The sequence below is a fragment of the Bradyrhizobium sp. GW821-FHT13H05 genome (assembly GCF_058804065.1).
Window position 1 is genome coordinate 726595 of sequence record NZ_JBXAPO010000002.1, and the last position, 14170, is coordinate 740764.

The window sequence follows — 14170 nt, forward strand, 5'->3', positions numbered from 1 at the left end:
CAATCAAGGAACGCGCATTCCGCGCGCGCTTCTTGTCCAGATCAGCCAGCGGGTCCAGGGGCTCAATCGCAGCACATTGGACCTGTCCTTGAGACACGACCAGTTCGACACATGCAAGCAGCGTCGATGGCTGTGTCCGACAACGCCTTTGCCGCGGACAATCTGATTTCGACATCTTTCAATTCATGCACGATACCGCGAACCCGCAGGCATTCTGCAAGCCCTTGAAGTGCCCAAATATTGTTGGGGTGCTGCGCGCATCTCTGGATGCCGGGATTCAGTCCGAGATCCTCACGGTAGCAGCTTTCCGCCTCGGAATAGTGACCTTGCTCGGCAAGCAAAGCTCCGAGCGCATGCCGGGGAGGATGCATCCAAGCCCATGGTTCAACATACTCCAGGCCGTCATCTCTCGAGACTGCCTCCCGTAAATGCGCGAATGCACTATCATACTGTCCTTTATGATAGGCCAGTTCTCCTTCCAACATACTCTCCGCGACCGAAAGAATACTCTTCGCGGTGTTGTTGAACACCTTCCGATCTCCGGGAATGCGCGACACACACTCCAGAAACAGACCGCGCTCCCGCTCTGCCGCGGTGAAGTCTCGAAGAGTGGCATGAGCTATGCCCTTGGCGTAGTGAAGCATCGCTGTCGTGACTGGATACGCCCCTGGCGCCGCAGGCATAGGCTCGTCGATTATTTTCTTCCACTTTCCGAAGCGCACCAACACGTGGATGCGCATGGAATTATAGCCCTCGAGGCTCGTCACGAATTTAGGGCGATCCCGGACAGAAAGAAGCTCTTCGGTCACCATGCCGCTGAGCTTGTCGGCCGCTGCAATCGCGTCGCCGTATGCTCCCATGAACATGCAAGCATGCATCATCAAAAGGAGATCGTGAGCACATGCAGTCGTGTAAGGCGACAATGTACCCGCGTAAGCAAGATATCTATCGTTGGCTGCAATCGCCAATTCGCTGGCCTGCTTGGCGCTCTGATAGTCCCCGACGAGCATGTGGACATGTGCCGGCATATGATTCAGATGTCCGCCGTCTGGGCATAGAGGCGCCAGTGCTTCCGCTGATACCAATGCTCTCTCGGGTTCGTTCGACATCTCGAGGATATGGATATGCAGATGCAGTAGCGCCGGATTCGGCTGGGCACCGGTCGACCGCACGACGTCGATGCCACGCTCGCAAACCGAAAGCGCCTCAAGCACGTCGGAGCCCCTCGCAGGGCGGCCTGTCCTGACATCCCACAATCGCCGCGGTGTCCTGGTTATAAGGGCTTCGACGAAGAGTGCCGTCACATCGGCGTCGTCAGGATATTCGCGATGAACCCTGCGCATTTCAGCTGCGTAGTCGTTGTCCCAACGATCGAAATCCTCGGGAGCGACAGCATGCGGTTTCTGGACACGACACGCCTGAGCGTCAATCAACCGGTTCTCGACGTCGGTTGCCTTGTGCGCCAAAGCTTTGGCCAGCGCGATATGCTTGAAGGCCGTGGCAGTAGCAGCATTCGCCTCGTGCTCGCCATGATCACGCCATGTCAGGTTGTAGAAGGGACCACTTCCGTATGCCATGCCCCAATGGGCCATGACGCATTCAGGATCGTGCTCGAGCGCCTTCCTGAAGCAGTTGAGCCCTTCGGCTTTGTTGAAGGCGTAACACCAATTGAAGCCTGCATTGAACCAGCCCTGCGCTTCGGCCGAAATGGTTGAAATCCGTCGCGTGTAAGCGCCGAGATCGAAGCGCTGCATCAGTCTCCCTCCTGGTTACGAACAACCGCAATCGTGCCACCTCCTGTCGATGCTACGAATCCTTCCATCGGGATACCAGGCCAAGGTCGATATCATAGAGATCAAGTACGCGCCCGACCGTCTGGTCGATCATGTCGTCGATATCTGCCGGCTTCGCATAGAGTGCAGGTACAGGCGGGTAGATGATTGCGCCCAATTCAGAGAGCGTCGTCATGGTCCTGAGATGCCCCGTGTGAAGTGGTGCTTCGCGAACCAGCAACGTCAGTCGACGGCGCTCCTTGAGCACGACGTCTGCCGCGCGTGAAAGAAGCGACGATGTTACCCCGGTTGCAATTTCGGACATTGTTCTGACCGAACATGGTGCAATGATCATGCCTTGCGTCCGAAACGATCCGGACGAGATGGGCGCCGCCACGTCGTCGAACTTGTACCAGCGGTCAGCCAAGCCTCGTACGTCCGAGACCTTGATGGGCCCCTCATGCGCCATGGCGATCTCTGCCGCGCGCGACACCACGAGGTGAGTTTCAACCGGGGTCTGCCGCAGCAGCTTCAGGAGGCGAACACCGTATGCAATGCCTGATGCCCCAGTTATTCCAACGATCAATCGCGCTTGGCCAGACATGAAAACTCCTTCACTTCTGCAGATGCTCTGCCTGCGATACCCTGTCAACGGCTTCGGCGGGTAATATGAGCCGAGACGACCTTTCTGATACCTGTTTCCGGAAACGATTATTGGCGCAATGCCTTGGCAACCTATTCACGTAGGGAATGCCGTTCGAACCAAGCGCGTCAAGCATCGACGCCGACCGCCTGTGGGCCGACCTCATGGCGCTCGCCGAGATTACGGAGCCGGATCGCCCTTGGACCCGACGTTCGTTTACATCTCGCTTTGCCGAGGGACGGATCTGGCTCAGCAATCTCTTCACTCAATCGGGCCTGGCCGTCAGGACGGATACTGGCGGCAACCTGATCGGCCGGCTGGAAGGGCGTCGCCCGCTCCCTCCCATCGTACTCGGATCGCATTCGGACACGGTTCCATCCGGAGGCAGATTTGACGGGGCAGCCGGCCTCCTCGCGGCTGTCGAGGTTGCGCGAGCCGTCGTCAGATCCGGCCACGGCCTTGATCACCCGCTCGAGATCGTAGATTTCCTGGCGGAGGAGCCGAGTGAGTACGGCATCTCCTGCATTGGTAGTCGGGCGATGGTTGGTGCTCTAAGCCCCGATATGCTGTCTCGGACCAATGCCGCAGGCGAACGTTTGTCGGAAGCTTTGGCCAGGGTCGGCGGTAGCCCCTCCGCTCTGGAGTGGACCACGCCGCCGCCGATAACAGCCTATCTCGAGCTCCATATCGAACAGGGGCGTGTACTCGAGAGCAGCCGCATCGAACTCGGGATCGTCAGCGGCATCGTCGGAATTGCGCGAATCGAGTTGATCTTTCTGGGATCTGCCGACCACGCCGGCGGCACGCCGATGAGGTTGCGACGTGACGCAGGAGTAGCAGCCGCGGAAGTCGTCTCATGGACCGCCAAACAAGGCGCGCTCACGGCAGGGCGCAGTCGCGGCCACTTCGTCGCGACCACGGGAATTATCGAAATCGCGCCGAATGCCGCAAACGTCATTCCGGGACGGGCCCGGTTGGTTCTGGACATACGTGCTGAGGACGCCGAGGAGATCGACGGATTCATCAGGTTGCTCGATCGACAGAGTTTGGAGGCGGCCCAGGAGTTCGGCGTTGAGCGCGAGCGCTTCGCAATCATCTCGAAGACCGAACCGACCAGGTGCGATCCCTACCTTCGTGAAATCCTAGCTCACAGCGCGTCGAAGTTCGGCTACAGCACGACCGAACTTGCGTCAGGGGCCGGCCACGACGCTGCTTTCGTTGCCCGGATTGGTCGTTCGGCCATGCTGTTTATCCCCTGCCTGGAAGGCAAGAGCCACAGTCCCGACGAATGGTCCGACCCGCACGCCCTGGCGATGGGCACCGCCACGCTCTATGATGCCGTGCGATCGCTGGATAATGCAGACGGCGCCAACTAAACGACGATGAGAGCGTAAGCCTATGACTGATCAAAGCCTACGTGGATTCCTGTCGAAGCTCGACTCGTCTGGGGCGCTTCATCGCGTGACTCGGCAAATTGATCCGAAGTTTGAAATCGGTGCCGTGCTCGCGCTGAGGGATCGGGGGCCCGCGATCCTCTTCGAGCAAACCGGTTCCTTGCCGGTCGTTGGAAACCTTCTGGTCTCGCGAGAGCGGTTCGCAATTGGGCTGAACGTCGAACCCGAGAAGCTCGACGATCTCTGCATGCATGCCCTCTCCTATCCCATCAAGCCCGTGATGGTGGAGCCAGGGCCCGTGCAAGAGGTCGTGCAATCCGGCGACATTGATCTTGGGGCCGCACTACCCGTTCCAACCTGGTTCGAACGCGAGACAGCCCCTTACATCACCGCCGGCGTAATCATCGCAAAAGATCCCGAGACCGGGCGCCGCAACGTATCCATTGCGCGGCTTCGGCTCGAGGGCGGCGGCAGAGTCATGGCCGGTATTGCGAAAAACCATCATCTCAATCTGCTGGCGGAGAAGGCCAAGGCGCTCGGGCAGCGCCTCCCCATCGCCGTCGCCATCGGAAATCATCCAGCCGTACTGCTGGGTTCACAGCTTTATCTTGGTCTTGGCGATGACGAATTCGACAACATCGGCGGTATGCTTGGCCAGCCGCTCAAACTGGTGAAATGCAAGACCGTCGATCTGGAGGTACCGGCAGAGGCGGAAATCGTTCTGGAGGGCGAACTCCACCCGGAGGAGCTGATCGAGGAAGGCCCCGTATCCGAATTCCACGGTTTTTACGTCAGCTACGGCGCCGGAATGGGTGGCCGAATAACGTGCATGACACGGCGCAAGGACGCCATCTATCAGGCGATCTTGCCTGGATATGCCAGCGAACATTGCCTGCTCGGTGGCATCGCGATCGGTGCCACGCTGCGCCAGGCCTTGCAGCGCATGATCCCGGCCGTGCGGCGCGTCCTCATCACCGAGGGGGGCATGGGTCGCCTGCACGCGATCATTTCCATGCACAAGCCGCGGCTGGGCGAAGGCAAACGGGCAGCCATGCTCGCGATGGGGCAGGTCAACCTGTTGAAGCTCATCTCCGTCGTCGACGACGATATCGACATTGAAAATCCGCGCGAGGTGGAGTGGGCCCTGGCTGCCCGCTTTCGCGGCCACGAGGACCTGATGGTTGTCGAAGGCGTCAAGGCCGACCGCTGCGATCCCATCCACGAGGATCTGACCGTAACCAAGATCGCGATGATTGCCACGACACGCCCGGGCGACGGCGAGCCACTGAGTCGGTCAGAATTCGTCAGCGCGCCCAAGAACGTTATGGCCCGCATTGCCGCGGAACTCGAGCTTTACTGACCAACCCCGTACGATGTGACGTACGGGGCGAGGCCTCGCAGGTGACCGCCTCAGGCGGCCACCGATTCATTTTTGGCGAACGAAGGCCGCAGCGCCGCGGGCCGGACGAAGCCACCCGTACCGGGTTCTGCCAACACGTTCTTGCCATCGAACACCAGTTTGCCGCGCAGATATGTCGCCACTGGACGATAGGGCAACTCAATCCCCGCATACGGACTCCAGGTCACGAAGTTATGGCCCGATTCCTCCGGGTTGTAGCGATGGGGCGCATGGGCCATCACCACGACGTCGGCGTCGCGGCCCCGTTCCAACGCTCCCTTTCGGTGCCCGAACCTGAACAGGCGGGCAGGATTGGCAGCAAGGAGCCTTGCGGCAAGGGTAATATCAAGACGACGCTCAATCAGCCCTTTAACAAGCAGCGGATAGAGAACCTCCAATCCAGGCACGCCGGAGGAATTCTTCAGCATGACCGGATCTGCTTTGCGGCTCTCCGACCAACTGACGTGATCGGTAGACACGACCGTGACATGACCGGCCGCGAGGTGCTGCCACAGCGCCTCGACCTCGGCGCGCGGCCTGACGGGCGGGTTAATCTTGGCCTTTCCGCCAAGGCGTGCGACGTCATTCTCTTCGTCCAGAGTCAGGTAATGGATGCACGCTTCGACGGTCGTATCGAAGCCCTGACGACGGTACGCCTCACACAGGTCGTATCCCCGCCCGACCGAACAATGGACGACATGCGTCGAACACCCCGACTGCGCACCAAGTTCATAGACTTCGGCCATGGCGAGGGTTTCCGTGACCGGCGGTCGAGACAGCGCGTGGGCACGATAATCGGTAATGCCGCTGGCCTCGACACTTGCCATCGCGGCGCGCACCATCTCATCATTCTCGTTGTGTACGCCGGCGGCCAGGCCGAACCGACCGATCTCGGTGAAGCAGGCGTAAAGATCCTGGGGCGGTATACGGGGAAAGCGCTTCGAATCGGTGTTGAACGTCGAGAATTTGAAAGCGGAAACGCCGGCCTCGACCATTCCCGCAATGTGCTTCGGCCCGTCACCGGGATCGATCGTACCGTAGAGCGCGTAGTCCACGCGCGCCTGCTCGCCTGCTTCCTTGATCTTCTGACGAACCCGGTCGCCCGTACAAACCAGAAAACCCGCGTCGTAAGGCATATCGACGACAGTCGTGACGCCGCCTGCCGCCGCCGCGCGCGTCGACCAGATGAAATCCTCCTGGCCGAGCTGTGACTTCGAATGCACCTGGGCGTCGATCGCGCCCGGAAGCACGTAAGCCTCGCCGAAGTCCTGCCGCTCGCGAGCGGCCGGAGGCTCGCCGCTTCCCACCAATTCGACGGTCTCTCCCCGGATCGCCACATAGCCATTTTCTATTACCCGGTCGGTTCGCACCACCTGCCCGGTAAGAACGAGATCGAAATCGCTCATGAACACACCTTTTCTTGTTTCGGTTTGGCCGCGCGATGGACGCGCGCTTCAGGACTGCTTGCCGATTCCCCAGAACGAATTGATCGGCTGACGAGTGACGCCGGTCAGCTTCTTGCTGTAGGCGATCGGTGGGTACGAGTAGCAGATCGGAATGTACGGAAGCGTCTTGAACGCCTCGACCTGGATCTCGTGAGCAACCTTGACCCTCTCGTCTGCATTGGTCAGGAGGAACCATTGGTTGCGAAGCTCTTCAAGCCGCGGATTGGTCGGCCAGCCGAACCAGGATTGCTCTCCTGCGCCGCGCAGCAGCGAGTTGACCGACGGATTACGAAGGTCGACTGCACCATAGGTACTGTTGAAAGCGCTCCATCCACCCTTGTCGACCGGTCCTTTGCTGACGCGGCGCTGGATCATTCCAGCGAAGTCGGTCGTCACGAACTCAACATTGAAACCGATGCGCCTGAGAAGATCGTCCGAAACTTGGGCAATCGCGGCCAGCGCAGGTGGCTCGCTCGCGCCGATAAACACGACCCTCTCGCCGGCATAGCCAGCTGCCTTCAAAGCCGCTTTCGCTTTCTCGATGTTCTTTTCTTTCAAGACAGCGGCGCCAGCTTCGCCGGCGTAGGGCGAGTTGCACGTATAGAAACTCGGACAAGCCCCGCCATTCTCGGGAAGACCGGCGGTCGCGGCCAGCAGATAGTCTTTCTGATCGATCGCCATGGCAACGGCCTGCCGGATCGCCGGATTGTTGAACGGCGGTTGGAGATGATTCATGACGAACGTGTAGTTCGTGGCGCTCAGACTCCTAGGTCCCACGACAAGGTTCTTGTTCTCCTTCAGGAGCGGCACGAGATCGACTGGTAGACCGTCCCAATAATCATGCTCCCCCGCTTGCATGGCTGCCGCCGCCGTGGCCGCATCGCTGATGAACGACCATTCGGCCCGGTCGACCATGGCGGCGTGATTTCCCGCGAGACCGCTGAAGGGCTCGGATCGGGGAATGTAATCGACAAACTTCGCGAACGACGCTTTTTGCCCGGGTACCCATTCGCTCGTGAGGAACCTGAACGGACCGCTGCCGATGGCCTCGGGTATCTGCTTGAACGGATCTGTCTTGGCGATCCGCTCGGGCATGATGATGCAGCTTGCGGGACTGAGTTTGCCCAGGGCGTCGAGCAGCAGCGGAAATGGTGATTTCAGACGCATTCTGAAAGTGCGATCGTCGATGACATCGACGGAATCCGTCACGCCTGCGACCATCTGGCCGGCGACGTCGCGCGCCCACCAGCGCTTCATCGACGCGATACAATCGACGGATCTGACCGGCTCGCCGTCGTGGAATTTGAGACCTTCGCGAAGCTTGAACGTGTAGGTCTTCTCGTTGTCCTCGATCGTCCATCCCTCGGCCATTTGCGGCTTCGGCACAAAATCAGCATCCGCGCCGACGATCGTGTCAAACACCATGAAGCCGAAGTCCTGCGTCGCGGCCGCGGTCGTCCAGATCGGATCGACACTACCGAGATTTTGGCCCTTGATGATCTTCAACGTCGTGGTCTTGCCTTGCGCGAAGGCGGGCAAAGGTAGAGCGCTTGCGGCCACGCCCTTCAGGAACTCTCGTCTACGCATTTTTCGCCCTCTCTAGTCGCCTTCAATCGGTTGGTCTAATCCTGCGGATCCCAGACTGGAGCCCAAGCAGGCGAGAAGTAACGCCTTTCCGGGCCGACGCCGCCGAGCACCGCCATATCGTCTCGAGAAAGCTCGAAGTCGAAAAGCTCGAATTGGGCGACGATCTGCGCCGGCTCGCCCGTGTCTGGGATCGGCACAGGAAAGACGCCGCTCTGGATATGCCAGCGCAGCACGATTTGAGCCGGCGTCCGTCCCATGCGTCCGGCGATACCCACGACCGAGGGATGGTTGAGATCGTCGCGTCCCATGGGCGAATAAGCGATGGGACGAACGTCGCGCGCGGCGCAGGCAGCGACAAGCCGCCGTTGCGGGAGCGACGGATGAGCTTCGATCTGGTTGGCAAACAGCTTGGTTCCGGCTCGCGCGGCGGCCGCGATGGCCTCATCGAGCATCGCAACGGGAAAGTTTGCGACCCCTAGCCGTGAAATCGCGCCCGACGATTGAAGTTCGCGCATCGCCGAGAATGTTTCCGAAATCGGGACGTCGGCGTTCGGCCAGTGAATCAGCAGAAGATCGATCCAATCAATGCCAAGCACATCAAGACTTCGCTTCGTCGATTTCAGCAAGCGCTCCGGACGAAGATCTTCGCGCTCCACCTTCGTGGCAACGAACATCTCTCGACGGTCGATCCCGGACAGCCTTATGCCCCGACCGGCGGCGTCCTCATTGCCGTAGCTCGGCGAGGTATCCACATAACGGTAGCCCGTCTCGATGGCTTTGATGACGACGTCGGCACATCTGTCCCCGAGCAACAGTCTCGTGCCGAGCCCGACCGGCGGCAGCGTGTCGCTGCGGCCGAACTGACTGGTCGCCACCCCACCGCTCATGCCGCACCGAATGTTCCGTTGAAGACAAGCTCCGACAGGGCCTTTCGCTCGCTCGGCGTCTCTCGCGCTCTGAGATGATCCGGCAACGACGAGCTATCGCCCAGCCGTCCGATCGCCGCGACCGCGTTGATGGCGAAATCCTCGGGTACTTCCAACTCGTGAGCGAGCTTCTCGGCGTTGAACCCCGCCATTCCGTGCGTGTACCAGTCCGACAGACTTGCCTGGAGCGCGAAGCTCATCCAGGCCGCGCCGGTGTCGAAGCTGTGTGTGGGCGACGGGAATTCCTTCCCGTCGAATTGCAGGGTCTTCTTCGACACGAACGCGATGAGCGCAGCCGCATGAACCGACCAGGACCGGTTGGTGTTCGAAAGCGTGTCCAAGAACGCCTGCCATTTTTCTTGCCCACGCCGGACATAGACGAAGCGCCATGGCTGTGCATTCATGGACGATGGCGCCCACCTCGCCGCCTCAAACAGCGACAACAGCGTTTCGTCGTCGATTTCGCTCGGCGAGAACGCCCTGGGGGACCAGCGATCGATGAACATCGGCGCCACTTCGCGCTCGGGCTTGCGAGGCGAGAGCGACTTGTATTGTCCTTCGTGATAAACGAGCGGCGGGATCGTCGAGACGTCCCCGCTCGTGACGTGCCCGACGAAGATCGTATGCGTCCCAACATCGAGTTCGTAGTACGTCGAACATTCGAGATGCGCGGCAGCGCCCACAATGATGGGATTTCCGTTCAGTCCTATCCGATATTCTACGGCCGAGAACGGGTTGTCCTGTTTCGAGGCAAAAAGCCCGCTGATTTCGTGCTGATCCTCAGCCAAGATGTTGACCGTAAACTGCTTGGTCGAGGATATGATCGGGTGGCTGCGGGTCGATCGGTTGACGACGATAAGGATCGTCGCCGGGTCTGCGCTGACGCTGCAGACTGCTGTGGCAGTCATCCCATGAAGTCGCCCCTCGTTGCTTGTCGAAATAACCGCCACGCTCGAGGCAATGTTGCGCATCAATGCCTTGAAGAATTCACCATTCATGAGGGCAAGGTTCTCGTATCCGTTCACGTGTCACTCCTCATCGAGCGTAGCGACGTCATGCTGCTGCCGGTGCGGCAGCGCTACCGCGATAGATTGCAAGCGATAGAAGGGGGCCTATGGCCAAAGCGAGAACGACCGCAGTCCAGGCAACGGCCGTCCAACCCAATTCCGTTCTCATGAGACCACCTGCCAAGAGCGATCCAGACGCAGTGGCGCCGAAGACGTGAAAGTCATTGAGTCCCTGAACGCGCGGGCGCTCGATCGCGTCGAAGATCGCCAGGACCGCTGCCGCAAGATAGACGGATCTGCGCCCGAACAACCCAATTCCGCGAGATGCCGGGATCGTGGCGAGCGCGAGACCAACGGAGTAGAGGCTGACCGGGAGCGTCGTGAATACCTTGTATGGTGCAAGCATCTGGCCGACCAGGCCGCCCAGGGAAGCCCAGCGGCTCCGAAAGCTTGCGCACTGGTCAATGCGAGTACGTTGCGCTGGAAGATAAGTGGCTTTGTCACGGGATGCCTCCAGACCGAATTGGCTGGGCCTAGAATGCCATCACATTGTCCCTCAAATGCTCGTGGCTGTACTCCGTCCGCGTCAGGCCACGCTTTTGCAGGACTGGAACGAGCTCGTCGGTCACGCTATTGATGTATCGCGGCGTGACCGGACCGGTGACCAGGAAGCCATCTCCTCCGATTTCCTGCATCGCCTCCTTCATCATCGAGGCGATCTCGTCCGGCGTCCCGATCAGCTCCCAGCCCGGCGGACGCATTCCGATATCACGCAGCGTCGCCTTGGGCCCGGCATCCTTGAACATCCGCAGCATGGTCTGCATGCCGTTGGTCTTGATCTCCGGAAGCGGGGTATCGAGCTCGAACTTTGAGAAATCGATGCCGGACAGGAAGGACAGTGAGGCCAGATGTGCTTCAAACCGGCGTTGCCTCATCTTGGGCAGGTTCTCCTTGATCTCCTCGACGCCCCTCTTGTCGCGCGCGACGAAGACACCGGCGATGAACATCGTCTTAATCTTGTCGGGGTCGCGACCATAAGCCTTCGCGTGTTCGCGGACATCCGCGCGATATTCTTTCATCTCAGCGATCGAATCGCCGCCGGCGAGCACGACCTCGGCATTGCGACCGCTGAATTTCCGTCCGCGCGGCGAGCCGCCAGGAGCGACGTAGAGAGGCTTCGTCTGCGGAGAACGCGGCACGTTCAACGGCCCTCGCGACTTGTAGTATTTCCCCTGGAAGTTGATCGCCTTCACCTTCGCAGGATCAACGAAGGTCTGACTCTCCAGGTCCATGCGCACCGCATCGGGTTCCCAGGCCTCCCAGAGCTGCGCGGCGAGGTCGATATATTCGTCGGCCATGTCGTAGCGCTGATCGTGTTCGAACTGCTTGTCGTAGCCGAAGTTCTGCGCAGCCGCATCGCTCGTGGCCGTCACGATGTTCCAGCCAATGCGTCCTTTCGAGTAGTGATCGAGCGTCGCCATCTGCCGCGCGAGGATCCACGGCGGATAGAATGTCGTAGTCAAGGTCAACGCCACGCCGAGGCGCTTGGTCGCGGCGAGGATGTAGGGGGTCAAGACCGCCGGATCCAACTTCGGCGTCATCGTTGCGTTCTTCAGATAAAAATCCATTGACCCCTTGTAGGCATAAGGGACCGCACTCGTGTCTTCCAGGATCAAAAAATCGAAGCAGGCTCGCTCTAGTGCTTTTGCCGCATCCTGGTAGATGTCCGGCTGCGTCCACTCGTAGCTTGGAGCATAGTTTGGCGTATTCCAGCCCTGGACCGTGATACCGGGGCCCAAAAACCAGCCCAGATGAAACATGCTCATGACGACTCCTGAGTTCCGTTTCCTGCGGAATAATTCCTCCGAAGCAAGGAACCACGACCGTCGAAGCGACGATAATTCAATCTTCCGAAACCGCCGATAACAATTGCCGTAGCGATTTCGGTCGCTTGGGAGAACACGCAAATGTGCCGTCGCCGAACAATCGATCCACTCGACGTTGCGTTTCAGGCGCAGCCTTGGCAACCGTCATGCAATGAGTTTTGGCGCGGCAGTCACGTCCTCATCTTCGGCGGAGATACGCTCTCCCGCCGAGGAAAACGCGCTCCGCAACTCTTCAATGAACTCCTGGGCAGCCGGATCCGGGATCTCGCTTCGCATCCTGACCAGGCAAATGCTGCGCAGAATGCGTGGCGCGCGGATCGTATGAATCGAGAGACGTCGGCGATCGGTGCTCTTGTGGATCGCTCCGGTCGGCAGGATCGTCGCGTATCGTCCGATCTTCACCAGACTGATCGCCGCCGCCATGGAATCGACCTCGATCCTTGGATTGAGGCTGAGTCCTGCCTTTTGTAGCGGCTGTGCGATGATTGAACGCAGACCATGTCGGCTGGACGGAAGCACCAGCGGTAGTTTGGAAGCGGTCTCCAGCGTGACAGGTCCCGGTGGCAAGAGTTGCGTGGACCTTTCGACGACCACTGCCATTTCGTCCTCTGCAATCAGATCGAATGACATATCCGGGGTTTCGACCACGCGATCGGTCAGGGCGAAATCGATCCGTCCGGACGAAAGCCATTGGAGCAGCTTGGCTGAGTAGGCCTCCAGGACCTGGACGATCGTTTCCGGATAGCGCACCGACCAGCGATTGAGCGCGTTCGCAAAGTATTCCGCTGTCTCGCTCTCGGCATCGAGAGCGGGAATGAGACCGAGACGGAGGCGCCGCAAGCTCCCACCGATTGCACCCGCACGGAGCGTCCGAACTGCTTCCTCGAATTCTGCCATAAGCGGCGCAAGCAGGCCGTACAGAAAATCGGCGCGAGAAGTTGGTTCAAGACCACGATGGGAGCGCTCGAAGAGCTGCGCATCCAGCAGCTCCTCAAGGCCGTGCAGCTGGACCGTGAGTGCCGGTTGCACGATGCACAGACGTTGCGAGGCGCGCCGCATATTGCGTTCTTCGTACAGCGCCAGGAACGAACGGCACAGCTTCAAGGAGATTCGCTCCGGCTCGGTATCGCTGCACGAGGTCGTCGGCTCGGACGCGATCGCGGCAGTGAGCGACCGGTTGTATTGCTCGCATATCTCCCGGCCGAATGTCGAGCTGTGTTTGCCGGAGATCGCGATCGTCGGATCGAAGTCGCTTTTTTCGAGCAGCGCGCATTCAAAATGCTCAGCTACCAGGCTCGGATTCAGTTGAGCAGCCGGAATTAGGAAGTTAAAATTTCTACTCGTACTGCCATCGGCCAGAATCTTCTGCGAATCCTGGCTAAGACAGTTGATGCGTGCCTGGGTCTTGTCCGCTACGGCAAGCAGCAGCGCGAGCTGGCTTTCGGGTAGCTCAGGCACCGCGAAAGTGTTGTTTACCAATTCGGACAGCGGCACGTCTTCAGGTAACCAACCCTTGTTTGGCCCCGAGCGAACAAGTACCCACCGATCCGCGATCACGTGAACGTCAGCCCCTCCCCCCGAGCCGGCCCGCTTGTCCCCAAAATTGACAACCAGGCCATTCTCGGCCGGCTCGGGTCTACCGTATGCGGGCGATATCCAGTGCGAACTCACGCGCGTCATCGCCGATCTTGCGACCTGAACAAGCGCTTGATCAAACATCGCTCCCGCATAGCCTTGCGGCAGAACAACCTCGATGCGCGCGGGAGCGGTTTCCTGACCGCTGTGAAAAAAAGCGAGACAATGTGCCGCGTGTTCCATGAACGGGCGGAGCAGTCTGTAGGCCTCACGTCCGGCCGGGGTAACGGCCAAGCCCCCCTGGAGGCGCGTCACCAGGCGCTGAGCAAGCTCATCGCTGAGCGACTTCACATGCGCACTGAGCGAAGAGCGCCCTAAACCGAGGCGCTTCAACGCCGGCGCAACGCTTCCCTCTTCCACCAAGGCCAGGAAGGTCTCGATCTGGCTTAAATTGATGCCGGAGGCGCGGTCGCGAAGTTCTGCAACAGGCATACAGGAGCTCTCACCGGAACTTGAGACTAATCCAGCAAGATGCG

At 59.8% G+C, this 14170-nt stretch carries 10 protein-coding genes; 2 read left to right on the forward strand and 8 right to left on the reverse strand.

What is annotated here, in order from left to right:
- Nucleotides 1-62: 62 nt before the first annotated feature.
- Nucleotides 63-1754: a tetratricopeptide repeat protein gene (locus AC1RR3_RS07745; protein WP_492821013.1), complete on the reverse strand. Its 1692-nt coding sequence runs from the start codon at nt 1752-1754 to the stop codon at nt 63-65.
- A gap of 52 nt (nt 1755-1806) precedes the next feature.
- On the reverse strand, nt 1807-2376 hold the full coding sequence (locus AC1RR3_RS07750; protein WP_492821015.1) for a UbiX family flavin prenyltransferase: 570 nt from the start codon (nt 2374-2376) through the stop codon (nt 1807-1809).
- Between the two features lie 146 nt (nt 2377-2522).
- On the opposite strand from AC1RR3_RS07750, the gene ertE reads away from it, so the two are divergent.
- Both ertE and AC1RR3_RS07760 read left to right on the forward strand, forming a co-directional pair.
- Nucleotides 2523-3791: an N-carbamyl-l-glutamate amidohydrolase ErtE gene (gene ertE, locus AC1RR3_RS07755; protein ID WP_492821017.1), complete on the forward strand. Its 1269-nt coding sequence runs from the start codon at nt 2523-2525 to the stop codon at nt 3789-3791.
- Nucleotides 3792-3813: 22 nt separating this feature from the next.
- Nucleotides 3814-5169 carry a UbiD family decarboxylase gene (locus AC1RR3_RS07760; protein ID WP_492821019.1) on the forward strand — a complete coding sequence of 452 codons (1356 nt, stop codon included), beginning with the start codon at nt 3814-3816 and terminating at the stop codon, nt 5167-5169.
- 50 nt (nt 5170-5219) lie between these two features.
- On the opposite strand, the gene ertD is transcribed toward AC1RR3_RS07760, so the two are convergent.
- The 6 genes from ertD to AC1RR3_RS07790 form a co-directional block, all read right to left on the reverse strand.
- Nucleotides 5220-6614 carry a hydantoin-5-propionate amidohydrolase gene (gene ertD, locus AC1RR3_RS07765; RefSeq protein WP_492821021.1) on the reverse strand — a complete coding sequence of 465 codons (1395 nt, stop codon included), beginning with the start codon at nt 6612-6614 and terminating at the stop codon, nt 5220-5222.
- A 48-nt stretch (nt 6615-6662) separates the two neighbouring features.
- Nucleotides 6663-8240, reverse strand: coding sequence for an ABC transporter substrate-binding protein (locus tag AC1RR3_RS07770; protein ID WP_492821023.1), 1578 nt, complete (start codon nt 8238-8240; stop codon nt 6663-6665).
- 35 nt (nt 8241-8275) lie between these two features.
- A complete protein-coding gene (locus AC1RR3_RS07775; RefSeq protein ID WP_492821025.1) occupies nt 8276-9115 on the reverse strand; it encodes an aldo/keto reductase in 840 nt (279 codons plus the stop codon).
- 8 nt (nt 9116-9123) lie between these two features.
- Entirely contained in the window at nt 9124-10191 is a 1068-nt protein-coding gene (locus AC1RR3_RS07780) for a flavin reductase (RefSeq protein ID WP_492821027.1), read from the reverse strand.
- A 515-nt stretch (nt 10192-10706) separates the two neighbouring features.
- Nucleotides 10707-11993, reverse strand: a complete 1287-nt coding sequence (locus AC1RR3_RS07785) for an NtaA/DmoA family FMN-dependent monooxygenase (protein ID WP_492821029.1) — start codon at nt 11991-11993, stop codon at nt 10707-10709.
- Nucleotides 11994-12203: 210 nt separating this feature from the next.
- A complete protein-coding gene (locus tag AC1RR3_RS07790) occupies nt 12204-14126 on the reverse strand; it encodes a LysR substrate-binding domain-containing protein (protein WP_492821031.1) in 1923 nt (640 codons plus the stop codon).
- Nucleotides 14127-14170 lie beyond the last annotated feature (44 nt).

What these genes read in the sequence shown, in the direction of transcription:
- AC1RR3_RS07745 (WP_492821013.1), bottom strand. Translation starts at nt 1,754, where the DNA reads ATGCAGCGCTTCGATCTCGGCGCTTACACGCGACGGATTTCAACCATT.
- AC1RR3_RS07750 (WP_492821015.1), bottom strand. Translation starts at nt 2,376, where the DNA reads ATGTCTGGCCAAGCGCGATTGATCGTTGGAATAACTGGGGCATCAGGC.
- ertE (WP_492821017.1), top strand. Translation starts at nt 2,523, where the DNA reads ATGCCGTTCGAACCAAGCGCGTCAAGCATCGACGCCGACCGCCTGTGG.
- AC1RR3_RS07760 (WP_492821019.1), top strand. Translation starts at nt 3,814, where the DNA reads ATGACTGATCAAAGCCTACGTGGATTCCTGTCGAAGCTCGACTCGTCT.
- ertD (WP_492821021.1), bottom strand. Translation starts at nt 6,614, where the DNA reads ATGAGCGATTTCGATCTCGTTCTTACCGGGCAGGTGGTGCGAACCGAC.
- AC1RR3_RS07770 (WP_492821023.1), bottom strand. Translation starts at nt 8,240, where the DNA reads ATGCGTAGACGAGAGTTCCTGAAGGGCGTGGCCGCAAGCGCTCTACCT.
- AC1RR3_RS07785 (WP_492821029.1), bottom strand. Translation starts at nt 11,993, where the DNA reads ATGTTTCATCTGGGCTGGTTTTTGGGCCCCGGTATCACGGTCCAGGGC.
- AC1RR3_RS07790 (WP_492821031.1), bottom strand. Translation starts at nt 14,126, where the DNA reads ATGCCTGTTGCAGAACTTCGCGACCGCGCCTCCGGCATCAATTTAAGC.